At 67.0% G+C, this 20,004-nt stretch carries 18 protein-coding genes; 8 read left to right on the top strand and 10 right to left on the bottom strand.

Annotated features, from left to right (window positions below; translation table 11 throughout):
• Nucleotides 1-7: 7 nt before the first annotated feature.
• Both BUC15_RS04820 and BUC15_RS04825 read right to left on the bottom strand, forming a co-directional pair.
• Nucleotides 8-664 (bottom strand): hypothetical protein, encoded by a 657-nt coding sequence (locus tag BUC15_RS04820; protein WP_073186407.1) that lies wholly within the window; start codon nucleotides 662-664, stop codon nucleotides 8-10.
• Entirely contained in the window at nucleotides 661-1,839 is a 1,179-nt protein-coding gene (locus BUC15_RS04825; protein WP_073186408.1) for a type VII secretion protein EccE, read from the bottom strand. Before BUC15_RS04825 ends, BUC15_RS04820 begins: the two co-directional genes overlap by 4 nt.
• 133 nt (nucleotides 1,840-1,972) lie before the next feature.
• Between BUC15_RS04825 and eccB the strand changes: the two genes are divergently transcribed.
• The 3 genes from eccB (at nucleotide 1,973) to BUC15_RS04840 (ending at nucleotide 5,647) form a co-directional block, all read left to right on the top strand.
• Complete coding sequence (gene eccB / locus BUC15_RS04830) at nucleotides 1,973-3,361, top strand: type VII secretion protein EccB (protein ID WP_073186409.1); 1,389 nt, start codon at nucleotides 1,973-1,975, stop codon at nucleotides 3,359-3,361.
• Between the two features lie 169 nt (nucleotides 3,362-3,530).
• The gene (locus BUC15_RS19815; RefSeq protein WP_073186410.1) at nucleotides 3,531-4,862 is read left to right on the top strand and encodes a hypothetical protein; all 1,332 of its coding nucleotides are present in this window, start codon (nucleotides 3,531-3,533) and stop codon (nucleotides 4,860-4,862) included.
• Nucleotides 4,859-5,647, top strand: a complete 789-nt coding sequence (locus BUC15_RS04840) for a hypothetical protein (protein ID WP_073186411.1) — start codon at nucleotides 4,859-4,861, stop codon at nucleotides 5,645-5,647. The genes BUC15_RS19815 and BUC15_RS04840 overlap by 4 nt, the downstream gene beginning before the upstream one ends.
• A gap of 10 nt (nucleotides 5,648-5,657) precedes the next feature.
• Here the strand turns inward: BUC15_RS04840 and BUC15_RS04845 are convergent, their stop codons facing one another.
• On the bottom strand, nucleotides 5,658-5,996 hold the full coding sequence (locus BUC15_RS04845; RefSeq protein ID WP_073186412.1) for a hypothetical protein: 339 nt from the start codon (nucleotides 5,994-5,996) through the stop codon (nucleotides 5,658-5,660).
• A gap of 552 nt (nucleotides 5,997-6,548) precedes the next feature.
• Here BUC15_RS04845 and BUC15_RS04850 point away from each other — a divergent pair.
• A complete protein-coding gene (locus BUC15_RS04850) occupies nucleotides 6,549-6,857 on the top strand; it encodes a WXG100 family type VII secretion target (RefSeq protein WP_073186413.1) in 309 nt (102 codons plus the stop codon).
• Between the two features lie 32 nt (nucleotides 6,858-6,889).
• Nucleotides 6,890-7,180, top strand: coding sequence for a WXG100 family type VII secretion target (locus BUC15_RS04855; protein ID WP_073186414.1), 291 nt, complete (start codon nucleotides 6,890-6,892; stop codon nucleotides 7,178-7,180).
• A 69-nt stretch (nucleotides 7,181-7,249) separates the two neighbouring features.
• Here the strand turns inward: BUC15_RS04855 and BUC15_RS04860 are convergent, their stop codons facing one another.
• From BUC15_RS04860 to aat, 3 genes are read right to left on the bottom strand one after another with little or no spacing between them, the layout of a single operon-like run.
• A complete protein-coding gene (locus tag BUC15_RS04860; protein ID WP_073186415.1) occupies nucleotides 7,250-8,428 on the bottom strand; it encodes an alpha-amylase family protein in 1,179 nt (392 codons plus the stop codon).
• Nucleotides 8,429-8,447: 19 nt separating this feature from the next.
• On the bottom strand, nucleotides 8,448-9,311 hold the full coding sequence (locus BUC15_RS04865; protein ID WP_073186416.1) for a DNA-formamidopyrimidine glycosylase family protein: 864 nt from the start codon (nucleotides 9,309-9,311) through the stop codon (nucleotides 8,448-8,450).
• A gap of 15 nt (nucleotides 9,312-9,326) precedes the next feature.
• Nucleotides 9,327-10,055 carry a leucyl/phenylalanyl-tRNA--protein transferase gene (aat, locus tag BUC15_RS04870; protein ID WP_073186417.1) on the bottom strand — a complete coding sequence of 243 codons (729 nt, stop codon included), beginning with the start codon at nucleotides 10,053-10,055 and terminating at the stop codon, nucleotides 9,327-9,329.
• A gap of 136 nt (nucleotides 10,056-10,191) precedes the next feature.
• Between aat and BUC15_RS04875 the strand changes: the two genes are divergently transcribed.
• A complete protein-coding gene (locus BUC15_RS04875) occupies nucleotides 10,192-10,881 on the top strand; it encodes an EcsC family protein (RefSeq protein WP_073186418.1) in 690 nt (229 codons plus the stop codon).
• Here the strand turns inward: BUC15_RS04875 and alr are convergent.
• The gene (gene alr / locus BUC15_RS04880) at nucleotides 10,875-11,984 is read right to left on the bottom strand and encodes an alanine racemase (protein WP_073186419.1); all 1,110 of its coding nucleotides are present in this window, start codon (nucleotides 11,982-11,984) and stop codon (nucleotides 10,875-10,877) included. The two genes, BUC15_RS04875 and alr, sit on opposite strands and share 7 nt — an antisense overlap.
• An 81-nt stretch (nucleotides 11,985-12,065) precedes the next feature.
• Here alr and BUC15_RS04885 point away from each other — a divergent pair, with 81 nt between their 5' ends.
• Entirely contained in the window at nucleotides 12,066-12,962 is an 897-nt protein-coding gene (locus tag BUC15_RS04885) for a hypothetical protein (protein ID WP_073186420.1), read from the top strand.
• A 236-nt stretch (nucleotides 12,963-13,198) separates the two neighbouring features.
• Here BUC15_RS04885 and BUC15_RS04890 read toward each other — a convergent pair whose 3' ends face one another.
• The 3 genes from BUC15_RS04890 to BUC15_RS04900 form a co-directional block, all read right to left on the bottom strand.
• Entirely contained in the window at nucleotides 13,199-14,713 is a 1,515-nt protein-coding gene (locus BUC15_RS04890) for a dihydrolipoamide acetyltransferase family protein (protein ID WP_073186427.1), read from the bottom strand.
• A gap of 67 nt (nucleotides 14,714-14,780) precedes the next feature.
• Nucleotides 14,781-15,758: an alpha-ketoacid dehydrogenase subunit beta gene (locus BUC15_RS04895; RefSeq protein ID WP_073186421.1), complete on the bottom strand. Its 978-nt coding sequence runs from the start codon at nucleotides 15,756-15,758 to the stop codon at nucleotides 14,781-14,783.
• Nucleotides 15,755-16,825, bottom strand: coding sequence for a thiamine pyrophosphate-dependent dehydrogenase E1 component subunit alpha (locus BUC15_RS04900; protein WP_073186422.1), 1,071 nt, complete (start codon nucleotides 16,823-16,825; stop codon nucleotides 15,755-15,757). Before BUC15_RS04900 ends, BUC15_RS04895 begins: the two co-directional genes overlap by 4 nt.
• A gap of 527 nt (nucleotides 16,826-17,352) precedes the next feature.
• Here BUC15_RS04900 and BUC15_RS04905 point away from each other — a divergent pair.
• Entirely contained in the window at nucleotides 17,353-19,809 is a 2,457-nt protein-coding gene (locus tag BUC15_RS04905; RefSeq protein ID WP_073186423.1) for a bifunctional metallophosphatase/5'-nucleotidase, read from the top strand.
• Nucleotides 19,810-20,004 lie beyond the last annotated feature (195 nt).

Here is a 20,004-nt window from a genome sequence, read left to right on the forward strand (position 1 = left end):
CCTTCCGCTACCCTCCGAAGAGCAGACGGTGCTCGGTCGGTGACGGCACTACCGGGACCCGCATGACGCGCCGGACACCGGCCAGGACCGCCTCGGCCTCCCCCAGATCCGTCGCCGCCCTCGCCTGTCCGGACGACAACGCGTAGGCACGGCGGAGGTGCTCCGACCCCTTCGTCGTCAACGGTGAGATCAGCGCGACGTCGGCGGCTCGCAGGTCTCCCACCGCGCGGCTCTCCTCCGGGTCGCCCAGGCTGACGAGCGCCTGCCAGGCGCCGATCCGATCGTTGGCCGAGACCGCGTCCATGCCGTCGACGATCAGGCTCGGTCGGTACGGGCGCCCCCGCCCAGGGATGTTCTCCGTGCCACGCAGGAGGTCGATGGTTCCACCGCAGGCGCGGACGGTGTCGGCGAGCATCAACCAGGGGCGGTGATCCTCGACGAGTACCGAAAGGTGCGCCCCCAGACACATCGCCCGGAACGCGACAAGCCAGGCCATGTATTCAGGTGTGGCCAGGAACAGCCGGGTCGGCTGCTGCCTGAATAGCCGCAACGTGACCGGGCCGCCCGATCCGACGCCGACGATGAGGCCTGCCGGCCCGGTCAGCATCTCGCTGTTCACAGCAACCGCGCTCGGGCCTGAAGCCTGGGAGGTGGGATCGGTCATTGCGCGATCTGCCTTCCCAGCGGGATGGTGGCCAGAAGCCCTGGCACCTGGATTCCGCCCCTGGGGCCGGACCTCAGGTCGCGCCGGAGCGCAGACATCAGGAACTCATCTGCGCTTCCGGCCTGCTCGACGGAAGGGGTGACGAGCCGTACCGCTCCGCGCGGCGGCTCACCGGGCGCCACCGTCAGGGAAGTGACGGCGAACAGCGCAGGCGCCTTGGCCACCACGTCGAGCACCCCTTGGTACTGCGCGCTCACCGCCTCACCGAAGCCGCTGATCCCGCGGGTCTGGTGGATGAGGGTGTCGCAGGTGAATCTCTCCCAGTCTTCATGGCTGCGCTGTCCGACGACGTCGTCGCTGGCACCGCTGGTGAGGGTCAACACGTCGGAGATGCCAAGCGGATCGAGCGGTTCGGTGGCCATGCCGTGGCGCTTCAGGGTGGCCTGCGTCCGATGGAGCCCGAAACGGAGCGTCGCGAACACACCGACCTGACCGGTGCCACGCCGTCCGACCGCCTCGAGGCAGAGGCGGGGGTCGAGCCGCAGCGCGATCCAGGTGCGTCTCATGGCAGGTGGCGTCGCCCGTCCGGCAACTTCGCGGTAGGACTGCAGCCCGGGTGAGTTGTCGGGCAGCAGCGCCCTCACCGGAGCGGGCACCGTGAAGGTGACCACCTGGATACCCGCGAAGACGACGTCATCCTGCTGAGTCAGCGACCTGAGCACCGAAAGGTCGAGCCGGGAACCGCGGTCGGTGAACAGCGGGTTGTCGCTGTTGACCTCAAGCAGCCCGGACCACGATTCCCCGTCGGCGACGACACCGATCTCCCCGTCATGGGCGTCCTTGATCTGGGTCAGCTCGAGCTTCGGAACCCATTGGGCCAGGGGCACTAATTCGGGTGCCACGTCCGGCGCCTCCACCCGGTGGCGCCTGCGGGCCGCGAACCCGCGTCGGATCCGCACGGTCGCCCCGAGCGTGCGCCCGTTGACCGGGATGGTGAACAGGAGCGCGGTCAGCAGCAGTGCCCCGGCGACGACGCCCCAGACCACACTCGCCTGCAGCGCCAGGGCGATGACGGCCACGAGGACGAGTTGCCACGCGACTACGACGCCGACATGACGGGTACCGCGGGTCCGGCCGGGATACGCCGCCCGCGGTGGCTGTGTCCTGCGCAGCATCTCTCCTCCTTTGCGCCGCGCCCTACTCTATGGCCTGCCCCGGGTCGCGGTTCGCGGCAATCGAGGCGCGGGGCTGAGCGGGTCAGCGCGATATTGTGGCCCCGAATCAGGAAATCTTGACCCCAGGACAGGTATGGCGACCCGCAAAGACCTCCTGAAGGCACAGTCCTTCACGTCACGACGGATGATCGCTGCCTTCGTGGACCGCGATCCCGACGATCCGACGCCGCCGCTGCGCCGCGTGGGGACCGCCACATTCGTGTCGGTCCTTCTCGGCGTCGTACTCCTGGCAGGCACCACGCTGCTCGGGCTGTTCCGGGGAGGCACCTCCGACGACTCGTGGAAGACCCAGCAGAACGCCGTCATCGCCGACGCCGACTCCGGGGCGTTGTTCGTCTACCTTGACGACAAGCTCTTCCCGATGGCAGATGTCGCCTCCGCGCGTCTGAAAGCCGCCGGCCCGGACGCCAAGGAAGAGCCCCGGGTGATCGAGGTCAAGACCGCGGCGCTACAGGGCGTCCCGCAGCAGCCCGAGTTCGGAATCCCCGGAGCCCCACGCCAACTGCCCGCCGCAACGGACCTGCATGACGCCCCGCTCCGGCTCTGTTCCTCGGCACCGGTGCGTCAGAATCAGCGCTACCTGACACTCGAGTTCGAGTCGACCGCGGCAAGCTACGACAACTTCGCCATCGTGGCCGAGCATTCCAACGGCAGCCAGTATCTCGTGTTCGGCGGCAAGACGCACCGCCTGTACTCGTCGACGGGGGGCGCGTCCAGCCTCGTCGGAGACCTCCAGGTCTTCACCCCGGGTGATGGTTGGATCACGGCACTACCCGCAGGCGACCCGATCGATCCACAGCCGGTCGACGCATATGGGAGCTACGGCAGCGAGCGGCTGACCGTCGGCCAGATGGCGGTGGTCGAGGGCGACGGGAACGACCGGTTCTACATCCAGCTCGCGGGAGGCTTGTCCCGGATCCCGTACATGGAGATGCGCGCGATCCAGCAGGCGAACAACGACGACCGGCAGCCGGTCCACCTCAGCGAGGTCGAAGCCACCAACTTGCAGCATCCTGAGCGGCAGACCTTCGGGTCCAGCGACGTCCCGCCAGACAAGCCCGTCGCACCACCGGGTGCTTTCAACGCGGACAAGGTGTCGGTGTGCGCCACGTTCAGCGCCGACTCACCTGAACGTGCCACCCTTGCCGTCGACCAGGCCACGCCGGAGATCCCGGCGAACGCGCCTGCCCCGGAGGGACAGCAGGTTCAACTGGTCGATCTCCCACCACTTGGCGGAGCCCTTCTGCGCAACGCGAAGACTGTCACGGAGGACAGCGCCACCACCCTGTTGTTGAACGGAAAGGCCTACTCGATCCCATCAGTCAGCGCCCGGAACGCGCTCGGCTACGGGACGGTAAGACCTATCGCAGTGACCGCGGGCCTGCTGAATCTCCTTCCTCCGGGCCTGACCGATGCTGGCAGCGCGCTCTCCGAAGAGAAGATCGTCGCCACGGGCAACTGATCTTCCGAGGGCCACCGGCTGGCCGGAACTGACCCTGGCGTTGGTTAGGCTGGGTCTGTGCGCGGGCTCGATCGTCGCCGTCGATCGACCACCTGCACAGGAAGCGAAACACGGTGGATTCTCGCCAGAGGGTACGCAGGTGGCTGTTCGGCCTTGAGGAGGTTGCCTGATGAGTGACGGGTTTGCGGCATGGGACGAGTTGGCGCGCCGCGCGGCCGAGGGTCGGTTCGCGGGGTTGCGTGCCGACAGCGATGATGAGATTGACGACCAAGACCTTCGCGAGGGTCAGATCAACCCCAACGCCTCTGGGTCGAAGAGCTCGGGTGCCGGTGGCCCCGGGATGATGCCACCGATGATGGGCGGCGGAGGGGCTGGCGCCAAGACCGGTGCGGCCGGGGGCGCGGGCCTCTCCTCCGGAACCGGTGCCCCGGTCGGCATGGACCCGTCCTTGGCTGGAGGGCTGCGCCCAGGGACCGCACCCGCGGCCGCTGCAGGCACGGTCGCCGGCGGCCTGGGGGCGATGCCAGGCGGGTCGGGTTCCGGCCTTGGTGGCGGTTCCGGCCTTGGTGGCGGTTCCGGCCTTGGTGGCGGTTCCGGGCTCGGCTCTTCCGGGCTTGGCGGCGGGGCCGGCTCCTTCGGCCCGTTGGCCGCCGGCGATGCCGCGTCGATGCTGGTCGACACGGATGGCGACGGCATCCCCGACACACATCTGAGCCATGGCTTCGACTCCGACGGCGACGGGGTATCGGACTATCAGGAATGGCTCGACACGCTGCCCGAGCACGATTCGACCTCCACCTGGCGTCCTCCTTCCACCGCGCCGGGTGTTCCAGGCGGCGGTTCCGGCTCAGGCGGCTCCGGCGCAGGCTCGGGCGGCTCCGGTTACCCGGGCTCTGGCAACGGCGGTTCCGGTTCGGGTGGGGGCTCCGGCTCCTCCGGCGGCGGCTGGGGTTCCGGGGGCAACACCGGATCAGACGGAGGTTCGGGTTCCAACTGGGGCTCGGGCTGGTTGGGGTCCACCGGCAGCGGTGGCTCTGGCTCTGGCAGTCTCGGTTCGGGCACCACGGGGACCATCGGCAGTTCCGGCTCGGCCGGCAGCGGATCATCGCTCGGCTCCCCCGGTTCGGGTTCATCGGGTCTCGATTTCGGTTCGCCCTCCCAGTCCCCTGTCGGGACGCTCCCACAAGGCGGCGTCTCCAGCCAAGGCGAGTCCGGTGGGGACTACACGGTCGATCCGGACCTTCTGCGTCAAACCGCGAGCAAGTGGGCTGAGTTGAGCGACGCCGTGGCCCGCGCTTCTTCCACCCCGATACCCACCCGATTCGGTGTGGTCGAGGCACAAACGGTGACCAGCCTCGGATCTGGCCTGCAGCAACAAGCCTCGGCGGCCAGCGCCGAGTTCTCGTCGATCTCCGAGCGCCTCCTCAAGGCCGCCGAGGGATACGCCGAAATGGAACAGTGGAACGCACAGCAGGCCAAAGAGACTGGGAAGCGGAAATGAACCCGATCGCACTGATGCTGTCCCTCATGGGCAAGGTCCTTGAGAAACTCAACAACCCGTCGCCCAGGCCGGCCCAGGTACCCAAGACGGAACTGAAGCTCGCCGAGACGCACCAGCAACTGCAATCTGCCGTCAACGGAGCCTTCCAGGCCGACCTGGCCGCGTTCCACCGGTTCGCGGCGCCGTTGTTGCTGATCCCAAACCTGGTGAGCGTACTGGGCTCGATCGAACTGTGGGCACGCACCACGCATCAGGGCCACCTCGAGATCCTCAATCAACAATCTCAGGCCATCAATGCACTGGAAGGCGACATGGTCGCCTCGCTCGAGCACCTCCACGACCGTGAAGCTGCCTGGAAGCCAGTCAGAGACGCCCTGGAGGAGGTTCCCGAGCTGATCGAGACACTCAAGAGGATCCCCGGCTGGAGCGGAAACGCTTCAGTCAACTACGGCACCGCCTCGGACGGTCAGGCCTCGGCATCCACCAATCTCGCCAATTCCGTTCCGTCCATGCCGAGCGCGATTGACCGGGTGATCCAGGGCAATAAATCAGTCGCGCTACGACTGAACTCCGAGCTGAAGAGGTCGGCTGAGATTGTCGCCGCCGCTTCCGGGGCTCCTTGGATGTTCCCCAGGACCCGGGCTACCGGACCCGCGCTGGCCAAGGCCGCCCAGATGATCGACGCTGCGGTCGGCGGTGACATGGCGTCCGGATTCGCCGCGAGGATCAACGATGAGGCCAACGAGGTGCTGGATGGCATCGACCCGTGGCCCACGACCGCATGAGCGACCCCGCTCAGCCCACCGCTTCGAACACAGCATCGACGAGCGCCCGAAACTCCGCCGGTGGGGGATCCTCCGGATCGCCTGTGTTCAGGCTCAGGATCAGCCCCTCCGCCGTCTCGATGTAGCACATCGGAGCCGCGTCGAAGGTGCCGCACACGACCCGACCGTCATCCGACACCGAAGGGTCATCCAGCGTCCCGGCGTAGAGCTCCATGGTGTCCCCCTCCCAACCCAACGTGACCAACACGGGGCCGAAGACGTTCTTATCGGCGGTATAGCCGCTCTGGCGGTCTGTGCCTGGGAGATATTCCCACACCCCTACGGTCAACGGCATCGGCAGGTCGGCCATCGTCAACTCACCACCCCCCGAAGCCGACGGTGAGCTGGCCGCACTCCGAGACGGCGAAGGCCCGACCGGACCGGGCGAACCACCCCGCGCACCCCCGAGCGCAAGATAGACCACCAAGGCAAGAACGGCGACCAACACCACCGCCCCACCGACGATCAACGCAACCTTGACGCCGCCCCCCGAACGCCGACCGGGACCACCCGGTGGAAAGCCCGGCTGTCCAGGCGGCGGAAAGCCCTGCGGCCCAGGCTGCGGAAAGCCCTGCTGGCCAGGCGGATACCCACCCGGGCCGTAACCACCCTGCGGGCCCTGCCCGGCCGCGGCGCCGTTCCACTGTTGGTTACTCATCTGCCCTCCAGATCGGATCGGCCCAGTCTACGAGCGCCGGGGAGCAAGTCTGGTGCTGTCTAGGTACTGCTACTTGTTTAGGCTGGACCGGCAGGGAACTGACCCTCTCGCCCAATAGTGTCTTGTCTGACAGCACAGCAGCGGCGATAGTTCGAAGTTGCTACAACGAGCCCCATCGGGTTCAACGTCGAAGGGAACGAAACGATGAGCGACAAGTCCGTTGACCGCGCCGCGATGCACAAGGCCACGCAGCAGATCGAGGCCAAGCACCAGCAGATCCACCAACTGCAGACCCGACTGCAGGGCCAGATGACCGACCTCGCCTCGCGCTGGCACGGCAACGCGTCCACCGCGTTCCAGCAGGGCTACGGGCAGTTCGACACGGAGTTCGAGAAGGTCAAGCAGGGCCTCGACAAGATCCACACCTCGCTCGTGGAGACGCTGCGCGAGTACGGTGCGCGTGAGGAAGAGAACCAGGCCACCGCAAACCAGATCGCCGGCCTCATCGGCTGACCCAATCACCATTGATTCGATAGGAGAAACCAATGAGCGACTCAACCACATACTCCCAGGCCGGTCTGCAGGAAGGCATCAGCAACCTTTCGGCTGCGCACAAGGAACTCACCACCCTGCTCGAGGATCTGAAGGGTGAGCTTTCGACCTCGCTCGGCGCGTGGGAGGACAATGCCCGCAACGCCTACGTCGAGGTACAGCGTTCGTGGGACGCCTCGGCTGCCAAGCAGCAGGACATCGTGCAGCGCATGCCCGTCCTGCTGGGCAACATCGCCGACGGCTACAACGCCACCGAGACCCGCAACGCGGGCATCTGGGGCTGAATCGACCGACCGCAGGTTTGGTCGACGGTGGGACCCGGCCTGGCCGGGTCCCACCTTTCGTCTGTTTGTTCAGCGGGTCCCGGTTGCCTCGTCGTCGGCCACCACGCTGATGGAGGGGTGAGCCAGGTCCACCCTCACCTCGCACCACCTGTCCCCCGCCGTGACCCGGTACAGGAGGCAGAGGTTGTCCTTGTGCAACACCTCGACCTCGGCGCCCGCCAGCCACGGATGGCGACGGCGGAATGCGATCGCGCCACGGTAGTCGGCGTAGGTCGCCGCACCGAGCCTGCTGAACTCGGCAGGCGTGGCGGGCAGGGCTGGCCGCACCTCGTCATCGCCCCCTGACTGCTCGCGCTTGGTGCCCGCGAATCCCTGCTCGTCGCCGTAATACACGCTCGGCACCCCAGGCAACGACATGAGGATGTAGACGGCGATCCTGGCCAGCTCGGGTCCAACGAGCGTGGCGATGCGAGTCACATCGTGATTCCCGATGAACGTCTGGGGGGTGAACCCACGGCAGAAGTCGTTGTGCCTGACGATGGCGTGCGCCAGTTCCCAGAGGTTCTCCTCCTTCAACGACGACCAGATTCCCTTCCACAACTCGTACTGCGTCAAGGTCGTGAGGGTGGATTCCTCGATGAACCGGGCGTAATCGCCGTGGATCACCTCGCCGATGAAGATCGCCTCAGGGAACTCCCCACGCACGGTCGCGGTCACGTCACGCCAGAACGCTGCGGGAACCGCATACGCGACATCGAGCCGCCACCCGGAGATTCCCCTGCGCAGCCAGTGCAGCATGATGTCGGCTACGAGGTCGACCACCAACGGGTTGGCGTGGTCCAGTTCTACAAGGGAGTCGTGCCCTTCCCACGCACGCGGTCGGCCGCCGTCGAACGCGACCAGCCCAGGCTGCTCGGTGACCATCGGATGGGTGCGCGCGACGTGGTTGAACACACCGTCGAGGATCACCTGCAGGCCCCTGGCCCGGCACTCGGCGATGAGATGGTCGAAGTCGGCATCGTCACCGAGTCGCCCGTCGATCTTGTAGTGGTCGAGCGTGTCGTAGCCGTGGCTGACGGACTCGAAGATGGGGTTGAGCAGAATGCCGTTGCAGCCGAGCTCAACCACATAGTCGAGCCAGGCATCCAGGTCCCGCAGCCGGTGGGCTGGCGCACCGTGGTCGCCGCGGATGGGGGCGCCGAGCGCGCCGAGCGGATAGACCTGCCACCAGATGTCGTGCTCAAGCATGCGCCGAGCCTACTCGCCGCTACTTCAGCAGCTTCGACATCCGGCGGTCCGCCAGCGGCTTTCCCCCTGTCTGACAGCCTGGGCAGTACTGGAGCGACGAATCGGAGAACGACACCTCGGCGATGATGGCCCCACACACAGCACACGGCTCACCGGTGCGGCCGTGGACCCTCATCCCTGTTCTCTTGGCGTCCTTCAGCTTGTCGATCGGCACTTCCGAGGCCCGTTCGGCGGCGTCACGCAGCACCTCGCGCATCCGGGTGAACAACTCGGCGGCCGCGTCGTCGTCCAGGCTGTCGGCGGGCTTGAAGGGGCTGAGCCGCGCGGCGTGAAGGATCTCGTCTGAGTAGGCATTTCCGATGCCGGCGAAGCGGCGCTGGTCCCGGAGCACCCCCTTGAGTTGCGCCTTGCCTGCATCTCGCAGCGCCTGCCTGAACACTTCGACGGTGAACCCTTCGGCCATCGGGTCGGGGCCGAGGGCGGCTATCCCGGGCACCTCCTGCGGGTCGGCGACGACGTAGATGGCCAGGTGCTTCTGGGTACCGGCCTCGGTGACGCTGAACCCGGAGCCGTCGTCGAGGACGATACGCAACGCCAGGCCGGATTTTCCGGTCCGCGCGGGCACCCGGGGCGCCACGTCGTGCCAGGTGACCCAACCTGCCCGGGCCAGGTGGAACACCAGGTGCAGCCCCTGCGCATCGACATCGATGAACTTGCCGTGCGTCGTGACCGCTTCCACCTCGAGGCCTGCGAGGGCCTCCAGCGGGATCTGGAACGACTTCAGGGCCGCAAACGAAACCAGGTGACCGGCGGCGATGGCCCTCCCTCGGAGTCGTCTCTGAAGCGTCGCGGCCAATGCGGCCACCTCTGGCATTTCAGGCATTGCTCATCCTCGTGGCTAGGGGGCGGTTCGGGGGCGGTGGTCGCTCAACTGCCGCCACAGCATGACCAGGTCCGCGCCGGATACCGGGGGGCGTTTCGGCCACTCAACAGTGGGCTTGTCCAGCGCCCGTGAGAGTCTGCGCAGGTACTCTTCGCGCGGCACCTGGTACGCGCCGAGCGAGCCCAGGTGCTCGGTGAGCCACTGCACATCGAGTAGTTCGACCCCAGAGTCGTCCAGCTCGAGCGCGAGGCGGATCAGCGCGACCTTCGAGGCGTCACGGCCACGTTCGGGGTCGTGGAACATCGACTCGCCGGCGAACAGGCCCCCCATCTGCACCCCGTAGAGCCCCCCTGCCAGGCGTCCGTCGGCGTCCCACACCTCGACGCTGCGAACCCACCCGAGCCGGGCGAGGCGGCGGTAGGCCGAGGAGATCCGCGAGTCGATCCAGGCCCCGTCACGGGCCGGGTCGGCGCAACGGTGCAGCACGTTCCTGAAATCGGCATTTGTGGTGGTCGTATACCGGGCCGCCGTCTTCCTGAGGGAGCGGGTCACATGCAGCCCCCGGATTGGCAGGAGCCCGCGGTCGACAGGGGACCACCAACCCATTTCGCGATGGTTGAGAGGCATGGGAAAAACGCCGCAGCGATAGGCTTCAAGCGCGAGGGCAGCGTCGAACTCATCGGAGTATCCGATCAGGTCCCGTGGCGGCCAGTCCTCCGGCCTCCCGAACAGCGTGCCGAGCATGCCCCCAAGTGTGTCAGCGCCCGGGGACAGTTCGCCGGTCGTCCCCGGATTCGTGCAGCCGCAGGAAGAGGTTGGCAGTTCATCTCGACTGGCTTGGCGGCGTGTGACAGGCTTGGGGCGAGGGAAAGGGGCGCACATGGGCACACAGAATCAGGCGGTTGCGCTCACCGAGGGCATCACCGCGAACGTCTACCACGAGATCCTGGAGTTGGCGATCGAAGGCCGCGGAAAGCTGCCGGGAGCCAAACACGCGGCGAAATCCCTCCTCGTGCAACGCAACGACGCCGAACTGGCGATCTCCCGGATGGTCACGACGCATGTGGCGATGGCAGGCGGACAGGGGTTCGCCACCAACTGGGGCGGCTTCCTGGTCGCCCTGTTCACGATCCCGGTCAATCTGGCGGCCAAGTCCTTCCTCCAAGCCAGGCTGGTGGCTGGCATCGCGCATCTGAGGGGCTACGAGCTGAGCGATCCGCGCGTCCGCACCGCGATTCTGATGGTGATGCTCGGCCCCGCCGGAAACGCCGATCTGATCTCCAAAGGCGTTCTGCCGTCGTCGCCTCTAGTGGTTGCGACGGCACCCGTGTTCGACGCGCGGCTCGACCGTCAGGTTTCGAAGGCGCTGCTCGACCGTGCGCTGAACCAGATCACCGGGAAGCGGTTCGGGGCCTGGATGGCCAAGCGGATTCCCTTGGTGGGTGGAGGCGTCGGCGCCGCCGTCGACGGCTGGTCGACCAGGTCGATCGCGCTGCACGCGATGGAGGAGTTCCCGAGTCGTCGCCCGAAGCTGGCCCGCACCGTGGTGGAGGCCGATCCTTCTCAGTAGTCCCGGCGCACCCGCTCGGTGATGAGGCAGGTCACCTCGTACGTGACGGTGTCCATGAGATTCGCAATCTCCTCGACGCCGATGCGTTCGCCCCCGCTGGTCCCCATCACGACGACCTCGTCGCCGACCCGCACGCGCGGGGTGTCTGGACCGAGGTCGAGCATGGTCTGGTCCATGCAGATCCTTCCGACCACGGGGTACGACACCCCGTCGATGAGCATCCGCCCCCGCGACGACATGCGCCGCGAATAGCCGTCGCCGTACCCGATCGCCACCGTCGCGATCCAGGTGTCCCGCCCGGTGGTCCAGGTGCGCCCGTAGCCCACCGATTCCCCTGCCCGGATCGGTTTGACGAAGTTGACGCGGCTCGTCCAGCGGCCGACGTCGCGCAGGTCGGCAGGTCGCGCCCCGACGATGTCCGGGTAGGAACCGTAGGTCATGATGCCTGGCCTGACGAGGTTGCTCCGGCCCAGATCGTGGCCGAGGACCGCCCCCGAGTTGGCGACATGCACCAGCTCGACGGGGCCGTGAGCGGCCTCGATGGCGTCGACGACCCCGAAGAACCGGTCGAGTTCCGCAATGGTGAACTGGTCGCCCTCCGCGACGTCGCTGATCGGAAGGTGGGTGAAGACGCCCTGCAACCGCAGGTTCGGGGAGGCGTCGATGCGGGCTGCGAGCGGGGCGGCTTGTTCGGGTTCGACCCCGACGCGCCTCATGCCGGTGTCGACCTTCAGATGGACATCGACGTTGCGGCCCAGCGAAGCAGCCGCGGCCTGCGCCTGCTCGACCGTGTCGACGTCGTCGACGGACAACGTGACGTCGGCCTCGATCGCGTCACCCAACTCGACGGCGAGGGCGGGTGAGAACTTCAGGATCGGAAGCGTGATCCCGGCGTCGCGAAGTTGCCTTCCCTCCTCAACCAGCGCGACGCCCAACCATTCGGCGGCCCCACGTTCCTGGATGCTACGGGCGACCGGAACGAGTCCGTGGCCGTAGGCGTTGGCCTTGACAGGCACCAGCAGCCCCCTACCCCCGGCCAGCTCGCGTGCTACCGCGAGGTTGTGGTGCAGCGCATCAAGGTCCACATGGAATCGGGTGAGCATGACCTACAGTGTGGACCGCGCCCGCGCGGATTGTGAAACGCCGACGTCAGGCTGAGCTTTGAGCGTGGCAGACTTGCCGACATGTCGAACCAACAGTGGAACAGCGGTCAGGGCTCGAACGAGTGGGCACCGCAGCAGCCGGCTCGGGAATGGGGCCAGGAGTCGGCCCAGGACTGGGGGCAGGCGCAGCCGCAGACTTCCGCGCAGGAATGGGGACAGGCACAGCCGCAGACCTCCGGCCAGGAATGGGGCCAACAGCCCCCGGCACAGGACTGGAGCCAGACCCAACAGCAGCCCGCCCACGACTGGGGCCAGGCCCAGCCCCAGACCTCTGCACAGGACTGGAGCCAGGCCCAGCAGCAGCCGACCCACGACTGGGGCCAGGCCCAGCCCCAGACCTCCGGCCAGGAATGGGGCCAACAGCCTCCGGCGCAGGACTGGAACCAGGCCCAACAGCCCGCCCACGACTGGGGCCAGGCACAGCCCCAGACCTCCGGCCAGGAATGGGGCCAACAAGCCCCCGCGCAGGACTGGAACCAGGCCCAGCCTTGGGGCCAGGCCCAGCCCCAGGCTCCCGGCCAGGACTGGAACCAGCAGCAGGGCTGGCAGGGTCAGCAGTTACCCGTCGCCCCGCAGCAGTTCCAGCAGCCCGTTGCACCCAAGGGCAGCCCGTTCGACTTCAGTTTCAAGATGCTGTCCCTGCCGGGTGCTGCCGGGCTGATCTTCACGCTGGGCGTCATCGCGATCGGCATCGAGTGGCTGTTCAGCTTCATCTATCTGCTCACGTCTGGTAGCGAGTTCTACTTCGCCAGGCTGCCGGCGATCCTGAACTCACTCTTCGGTGGGCTCGCCGGTGCGCTGTTCAAGATCCTGGTGCTGCGTGTGCTGATCGAGATCGGCATCGTCGGTTCGAGGCTCCTGAAGAAGGCCGAAGAGGAGCCGGAACCCAACGCCGAGGAGACGGCCGAAGAGGCCTGATCCCGCCCGACCGACCTGCGACGCGTCTCCGGGCTGGAGACGCGTCGTCTCCGGGCTCGGCGCAGGTCAGACTTTGAGCACTATCCCGGGTTCGTTTCCCGAAATGACGCCCAACTGCGGCGTGTCGCCGATCGACCCAGGAATAGTGCTCAACGGCACTCCTAACCCCAGCCGCCGACCGACCCAGCCGCCGCCCGCCCCAACCGGCGGCGCGGCTCAACCGAACGCCTGAGGCGTCAGTACAACAGGGCCATCGCCGGTTCGGCGAGGATCGAGCCGACGTCGTGCAGGAAGCGCGACCCCTGCTCGCCGTCGATGATCCGATGGTCGAACGCGACGGCCAACGTCGTGACCGACCTAGGCTCCACCCGCTCACTCGAACCCTCGCCGACGACCCACGGCCGACGCTGGATCGCGCCCATGCAGAAGATCGCCGACTCGTCGCCGTTGATGATCGGGGTGCCAGCGTCGATCCCGAACACGCCGACGTTCGTGACGGTGAAGGTGCCACGCGCATAGTCGCCCGGCTGCAGCTTCCCTTCCCGGGATACCTGAACCAGCCGGTTGATCGCCTGACACAACTCGAGCAGGCTGAGCCGCTGCGCCGCCTTGATGTTGGGCACCATCAGGCCACGCGGGGTGGCGGCCGCGATACCGAGGTTGACGTCGCGGTAGTAGACGATCTCCTGGCGCTCCTCGTCCCACGAGGTGTTCAGGTCGGGATTGCGGCCAAGCGCCAGGCAGATGGCCTTGGCGTAGATCAGCAGTGGCGACACCCGCAGCCCCGCGAACTCGCGGCGCTCCTTGAGCCGCTCGACGAACTCCATGGTTCCGGTCACGTCGATCGTGGTCCACTCGGTGACGTGCACGTGCGTCTTGACGGAGCGCACCATGTTCTCGGCCGTGAGTTTCCGCACGCCCTTGATCGGGATGCGACGCTCGGCTCGGCCCTCGAAAGGATCGAACCCACCGAGCCCCTCGGTCGGGCCGAAGCCGCCACCGAAGTTCGACCCGCTGAACGACGTCCCGGCGTGGCTGCGCGGTTCCTCACGCGGCCCGGTCGACGGCCCCGCCTGGAACGAGGCGTTGTCGTTGATGATCCGCCCCTCCCTCGGCTGCTCATCCAGGTAGCGGAACGCGGCCGCGGCCTCCACGTCCCTCCGCGTGATGGTGCCGTCAGGGCCGGTTCCCGATACGCCTGTCAGGTCGACGCCAAGGTCCTTGGCGTACTTGCGCACAGGCGGCTTCGCCTTGACCGACCCGGCTTCGGAGGCCAGCACCAGCTGAGACTCGGCCGGCGCGCGGCCAGGCGTCGGCAGCGGGTCGCCCTCGGGTTGGGCGTTCACGGTGGCGGCGGGTTGCACCTGGTCGGTGCGGCGCCCCGGTTCGTGCTGGGAATACGCGGCCGACAGCGCCTCCGACGCAGACGAGGACTCATCGGCCCCCCGGCCACGGCGACGGCGTCGCGTTGAGGTCGAATCGCTGGCGCCGTATCCCACCAGGTTCGGCGCCGCTTCTTCACCGTCCTCTTCACCGTCCTCGATCTCGACGATCGGTGAGCCGACCTCGACGGTGGTGCCTTCGGCCACCAGCAGCGCCGTCACGGTTCCAGCAAACGGCGACGGCAACTCGACCAGGGACTTGGCCGTCTCGATCTCGACGAGGACGTCATTGACCTCGATCGTCTGGCCCTCGGTGACCCGCCATGCGACGAGTTCGGCCTCGAGCAGACCCTCCCCCGGGTCGGGCAACAGGAACTGGCGCTTCACTTGAGCGCTCCCTTCATCGGCTGGCTCGGCTTCACAAGTGTCTCTCTCCTCAGTAGGCCAGCGACTGGTCGACAGCGTCGAGGATCCGGTCGACTGAGGGCAGGTACTCCTCCTCGACGCGGGCGGGCGGGTACGGCATGTCGTAGCCCGTCACCCGCATCACGGGCGATTCCATCACGTAGAACAGGTCCTCGTGCAGCTTCGCTGCTATTTCGGACCCGACCCCGAGCGTCTTCGGGGCCTCGTGGACGACGATCGCGCGCTTGGTGCGACGCACCGACGAGGTCACCGTCACCCAGTCGACCGGGCTGATCGTGCGCAGGTCGACCACCTCCAGCGAGGTGCCCTCCTCCTCGGCGACCGTGGCCGCGTCGAGGCACGTCTTGACCATCGGGCCGTAGCAGAGCAGCGTCGCGTCGGTGCCGTAGCGGGTGATCGAGGCCTGGTGCATCGGCTGTGGCTTGGCGGTGAAGTTGACCGCGCCCTTCCCGTGGTAGCGACGCTTCGGCTCGAGGAAGACGACCGGGTCGTCGGACTGGATGGCCTGCTGGATCATCCAGTAGGCGTCGTTCGGGTTCGAGCAGCTGACGACCTTCAGGCCGGGAGTGTGCGCGAAGTAGGCCTCGGGCGACTCGGAGTGGTGCTCGACCGCCCCGATGCCGCCGCCGAACGGGATCCGGATGACCATCGGCATCGGGTTCTGCCCACCGGTGCGCATGTGGAGCTTGGCTACCTGCGACACGATCTGCGCAAACCCTGGGAACACGAACCCGTCGAACTGGATCTCGACGACCGGGCGGTAGCCGCGCATGCACAGCCCCACGGCAGTGCCGATGATGCCCGACTCTGCCAGCGGCGAGTCGACGACCCGGTTCTCCCCGAACTCGGCCTGCAGACCCTCCGTGATCCGGAAGACGCCGCCGAGCTTGCCGATGTCTTCGCCTGCCAGGAGCACCTTCGGGTCGGCCTGCAGCGCGCGGCGCAGCCCCTTGTTGAGGGCCTTCGCCATCGTCAACGTCTCGCTCATGCGTCCTCCCCTGCGGCGTACTCGGCGTACTCCCGACGCTGGGCCTCGAGCGCGACGGTCGGCTCGGCGTAAACCGTCTCGAACAGTCGGTCCATGGTCACGTCCTCCAGTTCCGGGATCGCGGCGCGCACCTGCGCGCCCAATTCCTTCGCCTCGTCCTCAACCGCGGCGAGCCAGGCATCGTCGATCGCGTCGATGCGACGCAGGTAGCGGGTTAGCCGCAGGATCGGGTCGCGCCCGCGCCACGCCTCCTCATCGGATGATTCCCGGTACTTCGTCGGATCGTCCGAGGTGGTGTGGGCCCCCATCCGGTACGTGAAGGCCTCGATGAAGGCCGGACCCTCGCCCGAACGAGCGCGGTTCAACGCCCAGTCGGTGACGGCCTTGACGGCCAGCACATCGTTGCCGTCGACCTGGATACCCGGGAAGCCGAACCCTCTCGCGCGCTCGAACAGCGGGATGCGTGACTGCAGGGCGATGGGCTCTGAGATGGCCCACTGGTTGTTCTGACAGAAGAACACCACCGGCGCGTTGTAGGAGGCGGCGAAGACGTAGGCCTCGTTGACGTCACCCTGGCTGGCGGCACCGTCGCCGTGGTAGACGATGACGGCGGAGTTGGCCGCGTCGTCTTCGTTGCCGACCGCACCGTCGAGCTGCAGCCCCATGGCGTAGCCGGTGGCGTGCAGTGCCTGGCAGCCGATGACGATCTGGTAGTTCTTGAAGGTCTCGAGGCGCTCCCAGTCGCCACCGTTGGTCCCGCGGAAGAGACCCAGCAGGTTCGTCAAGGGAACGCCCAGCACCATCGCGACGGCGTGCTCACGATAGGAGGGGAAGACGACGTCACCCTCACGAAGCGACCTTCCTGACCCCACCTGCGCTGCCTCCTGCCCCAGCAGCGGCGTCCACAGGCCGAGTTCGCCGTGCCGCTGGAGGGCGGTGGCCTCGGCGTCGAAACGCCTGGCGAGGATCATGTCACGCAGGTAGCCGACGAGGTCGTCGGCGCTTCCCGTGAACTCGAACTCCTCGTGTCGGACCAGGTCCCCCTCCGGTGTGAGGAGCTGGACCATGTCGTGGCTCTGACCGCGCACGCGGACCCCTTTCGACAAACCTACGAAACCGTAACTTACGCCAGCGTAGCTTACGGTCCGATCCCGAATCGCCACCCGACCCACCGAAGGTTGGGCGGACCGATTGTGGGAAACCGACAACTGGGACGGCATCGCTTAGGCGAGGATCGTCCGGCGGACGGGGCTTGTGGGATCCCCGTCACCAGCGATCTTCGCACGTCACCGGCGATCTTCACGCGATACCAGCGACATCCCCCGATACCAGCCGTATTTCGCTGGTGTCGAGGGATTTTCCTGGCGCAAGCGGAGTTATCCCTAGTGACGCGGATCTCACTGGAAAACGCGGTCTCCTGGTGGCCCGAACACCCCATAGCCACACCGCCAGCAAATCCTTAGCAACTCTCAGGTGACGATCAGGTGAATTGGCCCATTCCGGCTTGCCAGAGCCCTATCTTCCCTAGAGTGTTGACACGCACCGGCGGCCTCCATCGCCCCGGCATTCCCGACGGAACCAGAATCGGAGAGAGATGATCACCCAGACCAAGCGGGCGACGGCGACTCTCGCCGCCACCGCGCTGGTGGCAAGCGGCTTGACCTTCGCCACCGTCACCACCCCAATCGCCAACGCCGACGTCAAAGAGTGCGTCTCAGGCAACCCGACCGAGACGGTCAGCGTCTTCGGCTTCAACGACTTCCACGGGAGGGTCTTCGACGATTCGAAGCCCGTCACCGACAAGACGGCCTTTCTCGCCGGGCGCCTGTTCACCCCGGTCGAGCAGGCCCGCGTCGCGCAGGGCGACGACAACGTCCTGCTCATCTCTTCCGGCGACAACATCGGCGCGTCGACGTTCGTGTCGATGATCAACGACGACCTTCCCACGCTCGACATCCTCAACGCCGCGGGCGTGGACGTCTCGACCGTCGGCAACCACGAGTTCGACAAGGGATGGAGCGATCTCTCGGGCCGCGTGGACGCCGCCTCGGACTTCCCTTACCTCGGCGCCAACGTCTATGAGACCGGGACGACGAACGTGCCGGGGCCGCTTGAGGAGTATCAGCTCTACGAGCGGGGCGGCGTCACCATCGCCGTCGTCGGCGTGGTGACCGCCGACGTTCCTTCACTGGTGTCGCCCGCGGGGATCGCTGGCCTCACCTTCGGCGATCCCGCCGAGGCCATCAACCGCGTAACCGCTCAACTGCTGGACGGCAACCCCGCCAACGACGAGGCCGACGTCGTCATCGCCTCGTTCCATGAGGGTGCCGCGAACCAGAACCTGACGGCGGAGCAGAACGCCGCCGACAGCGCCGCCTTCGACCAGATCTACCGTGACGTCGACCCGCGGGTCTCCGCGATCTTCAACGGACACACCCATCAGCGCTACGTCTACACCTCGACGAGCGGCGTGCCGATCATCCAGACGGGCTCATACGCCGCCAACATGGGCAAGCTCGACCTTGTCGTCGACACCACCACCAAGGGCGTCTGCTCCACGACCCCGACGGTTACCGCGGCGCCTGCGACGCCTGACGAGTCGTTGCCCGCAATCGTCGAGATCAACGAGCTCGCCGCCGCGGCCGCGGGCGTCGCGGACGAACTCGGTCGCGAGGTTATCGGCGACGCAACCGAGGCGATCTCCACCCCCGGCACCGGAGGCTCGGGGACCCGTGACCACGAGTCCCCGATGAGCAACGCCGTCGCAGAGATGTTCTTCGACACGCTCAGCAACGGCGACGCCGAGTTCATCGGCCTGCAGAACCCCGGCGGTACCCGCGACAGCTTCAACGCCGGAGACATCACGTTCCGTGAGGCGGCCATGACGCTGCCCTTCGCGAACTCGCTCTTCACCACGCAGATCACGGGCGCACAGCTGAAGACCGTGCTCGAGCAGCAGTGGCAGCGCGACGCCAACGGCGGGGTGCCGTCAAGGGCCTTCCTCGCGCTGGGCACCTCCAAGAACCTGACCTACACCTATGACGAGTCCCTGGCCGAGGGCTCGCGGATCACGTCGATCTCGATGAACGGCAAGCCGATCGACCCGACCAAGACATACACGGTCGGTTCGGGTTCGTTCCTGATCGCCGGCGGCGACAACTTCTGGGAACTCGCCAAGGGCACCAACACCCGGGACACCGGGCGGGCCGACCTCGAGGCATGGGTCGACTGGGTGCGTTCCGAGAGCCCGCTTAGCCCCGACTACTCAAAGAGGGGCGTCTCCGCCAAGCTCGCCACCGGAACCCTCGTCGAGGGCGGGGACGACCTGGACTTCAGCTTCGGCAAGCCGCTCGACGGCGGCGTCGCACCCCAGACGCTCGACATGTACCTGCAACCGGGCGAGAAGGTGACCCCACCGCTGGCCAATCGGCAGGTCAGGGCCTTCATCGGCAACGCGCAGGTAGGTTCGGGAACCGTCAGCAACGGAGTCGGCAGCGTGTCGGTGTGGCTGCCGGACGGCACCAGCCTCCAGAGCGGCGACTACACGCTCCGCTTCCAGGTGCTGGATTCCGGCACCAACATCTACGTACCCGTCAAGGTCGAGACCAAGGCGAAGCCGACCCCCACCCCGACGGCGAAGCCGACACAGCGTCCCGACTCGCTCTACACGACGCCGGGCGTGCACCGCGTAAACGGCCGCCTATGGGTGACGACCTGCGAGCCCTACTCGAAGACCGAGCGCTGCACCACCGAGATCTGGGCCACCCAGATCCGCATCGTGAACGGCAAATACAAGCAGGTCAACGACTTCGTGTTCAACAACATGACGTACCTGCCGTCGGCTAGGTCGCTGTGGAAGGACAACCCACTGGGCACCCCCGGTGACCACGTCGTCAACGGTCGCCAGTGGCGCACCGAATGCGATACGGCCCTGACCGGCCGCAACGCCTGCCGCAGTTCGATCAAGGCTTCGGTGATCGAAAGGGCCCCCGGCGGTGGGTTCCGGGTCGTGAACAAGTACGTGTTGAACAACATCGTGATGTTCTCCTGACTCACGACAGGTGACGAGGGGCCGGGTGCTTTCGGGCGCCCGGCCCCTCTGCATGTCGCCTGCCCAACCCCGGAGGATCGACGGCCCGACCTCGGACGGCCCTCCGCCCAACCTCGGAAAATCGACCACTGGCCGATTCTCATCCGTCTGGCCGCGAGAATGGGCCACCACCCACCCCCAGAGGAGACACCAACG

It is taken from the genome of Tessaracoccus bendigoensis DSM 12906 (assembly GCF_900141915.1).
Classification (GTDB): domain Bacteria; phylum Actinomycetota; class Actinomycetes; order Propionibacteriales; family Propionibacteriaceae; genus Arachnia; species Arachnia bendigoensis.

Excerpts from the sequence above, each read along its gene's own strand:
- BUC15_RS04855 (WP_073186414.1), top strand. The coding sequence starts at position 6,890 with ATGAGCGACTCAACCACATACTCCCAGGCCGGTCTGCAGGAAGGCATC.
- BUC15_RS04900 (WP_073186422.1), bottom strand. The coding sequence starts at position 16,825 with ATGGTCCAGCTCCTCACACCGGAGGGGGACCTGGTCCGACACGAGGAG.
- BUC15_RS04840 (WP_073186411.1), top strand. The coding sequence starts at position 4,859 with ATGAACCCGATCGCACTGATGCTGTCCCTCATGGGCAAGGTCCTTGAG.
- BUC15_RS04905 (WP_073186423.1), top strand. The coding sequence starts at position 17,353 with ATGATCACCCAGACCAAGCGGGCGACGGCGACTCTCGCCGCCACCGCG.
- BUC15_RS04895 (WP_073186421.1), bottom strand. The coding sequence starts at position 15,758 with ATGAGCGAGACGTTGACGATGGCGAAGGCCCTCAACAAGGGGCTGCGC.
- BUC15_RS04850 (WP_073186413.1), top strand. The coding sequence starts at position 6,549 with ATGAGCGACAAGTCCGTTGACCGCGCCGCGATGCACAAGGCCACGCAG.
- BUC15_RS04885 (WP_073186420.1), top strand. The coding sequence starts at position 12,066 with ATGTCGAACCAACAGTGGAACAGCGGTCAGGGCTCGAACGAGTGGGCA.
- BUC15_RS04875 (WP_073186418.1), top strand. The coding sequence starts at position 10,192 with ATGGGCACACAGAATCAGGCGGTTGCGCTCACCGAGGGCATCACCGCG.
- BUC15_RS19815 (WP_073186410.1), top strand. The coding sequence starts at position 3,531 with ATGAGTGACGGGTTTGCGGCATGGGACGAGTTGGCGCGCCGCGCGGCC.
- BUC15_RS04860 (WP_073186415.1), bottom strand. The coding sequence starts at position 8,428 with ATGCTTGAGCACGACATCTGGTGGCAGGTCTATCCGCTCGGCGCGCTC.
- BUC15_RS04865 (WP_073186416.1), bottom strand. The coding sequence starts at position 9,311 with ATGCCTGAAATGCCAGAGGTGGCCGCATTGGCCGCGACGCTTCAGAGA.
- BUC15_RS04845 (WP_073186412.1), bottom strand. The coding sequence starts at position 5,996 with ATGGCCGACCTGCCGATGCCGTTGACCGTAGGGGTGTGGGAATATCTC.
- BUC15_RS04825 (WP_073186408.1), bottom strand. The coding sequence starts at position 1,839 with ATGCTGCGCAGGACACAGCCACCGCGGGCGGCGTATCCCGGCCGGACC.
- alr (WP_073186419.1), bottom strand. The coding sequence starts at position 11,984 with ATGCTCACCCGATTCCATGTGGACCTTGATGCGCTGCACCACAACCTC.
- BUC15_RS04820 (WP_073186407.1), bottom strand. The coding sequence starts at position 664 with ATGACCGATCCCACCTCCCAGGCTTCAGGCCCGAGCGCGGTTGCTGTG.
- aat (WP_073186417.1), bottom strand. The coding sequence starts at position 10,055 with ATGCTCGGCACGCTGTTCGGGAGGCCGGAGGACTGGCCGCCACGGGAC.
- eccB (WP_073186409.1), top strand. The coding sequence starts at position 1,973 with ATGGCGACCCGCAAAGACCTCCTGAAGGCACAGTCCTTCACGTCACGA.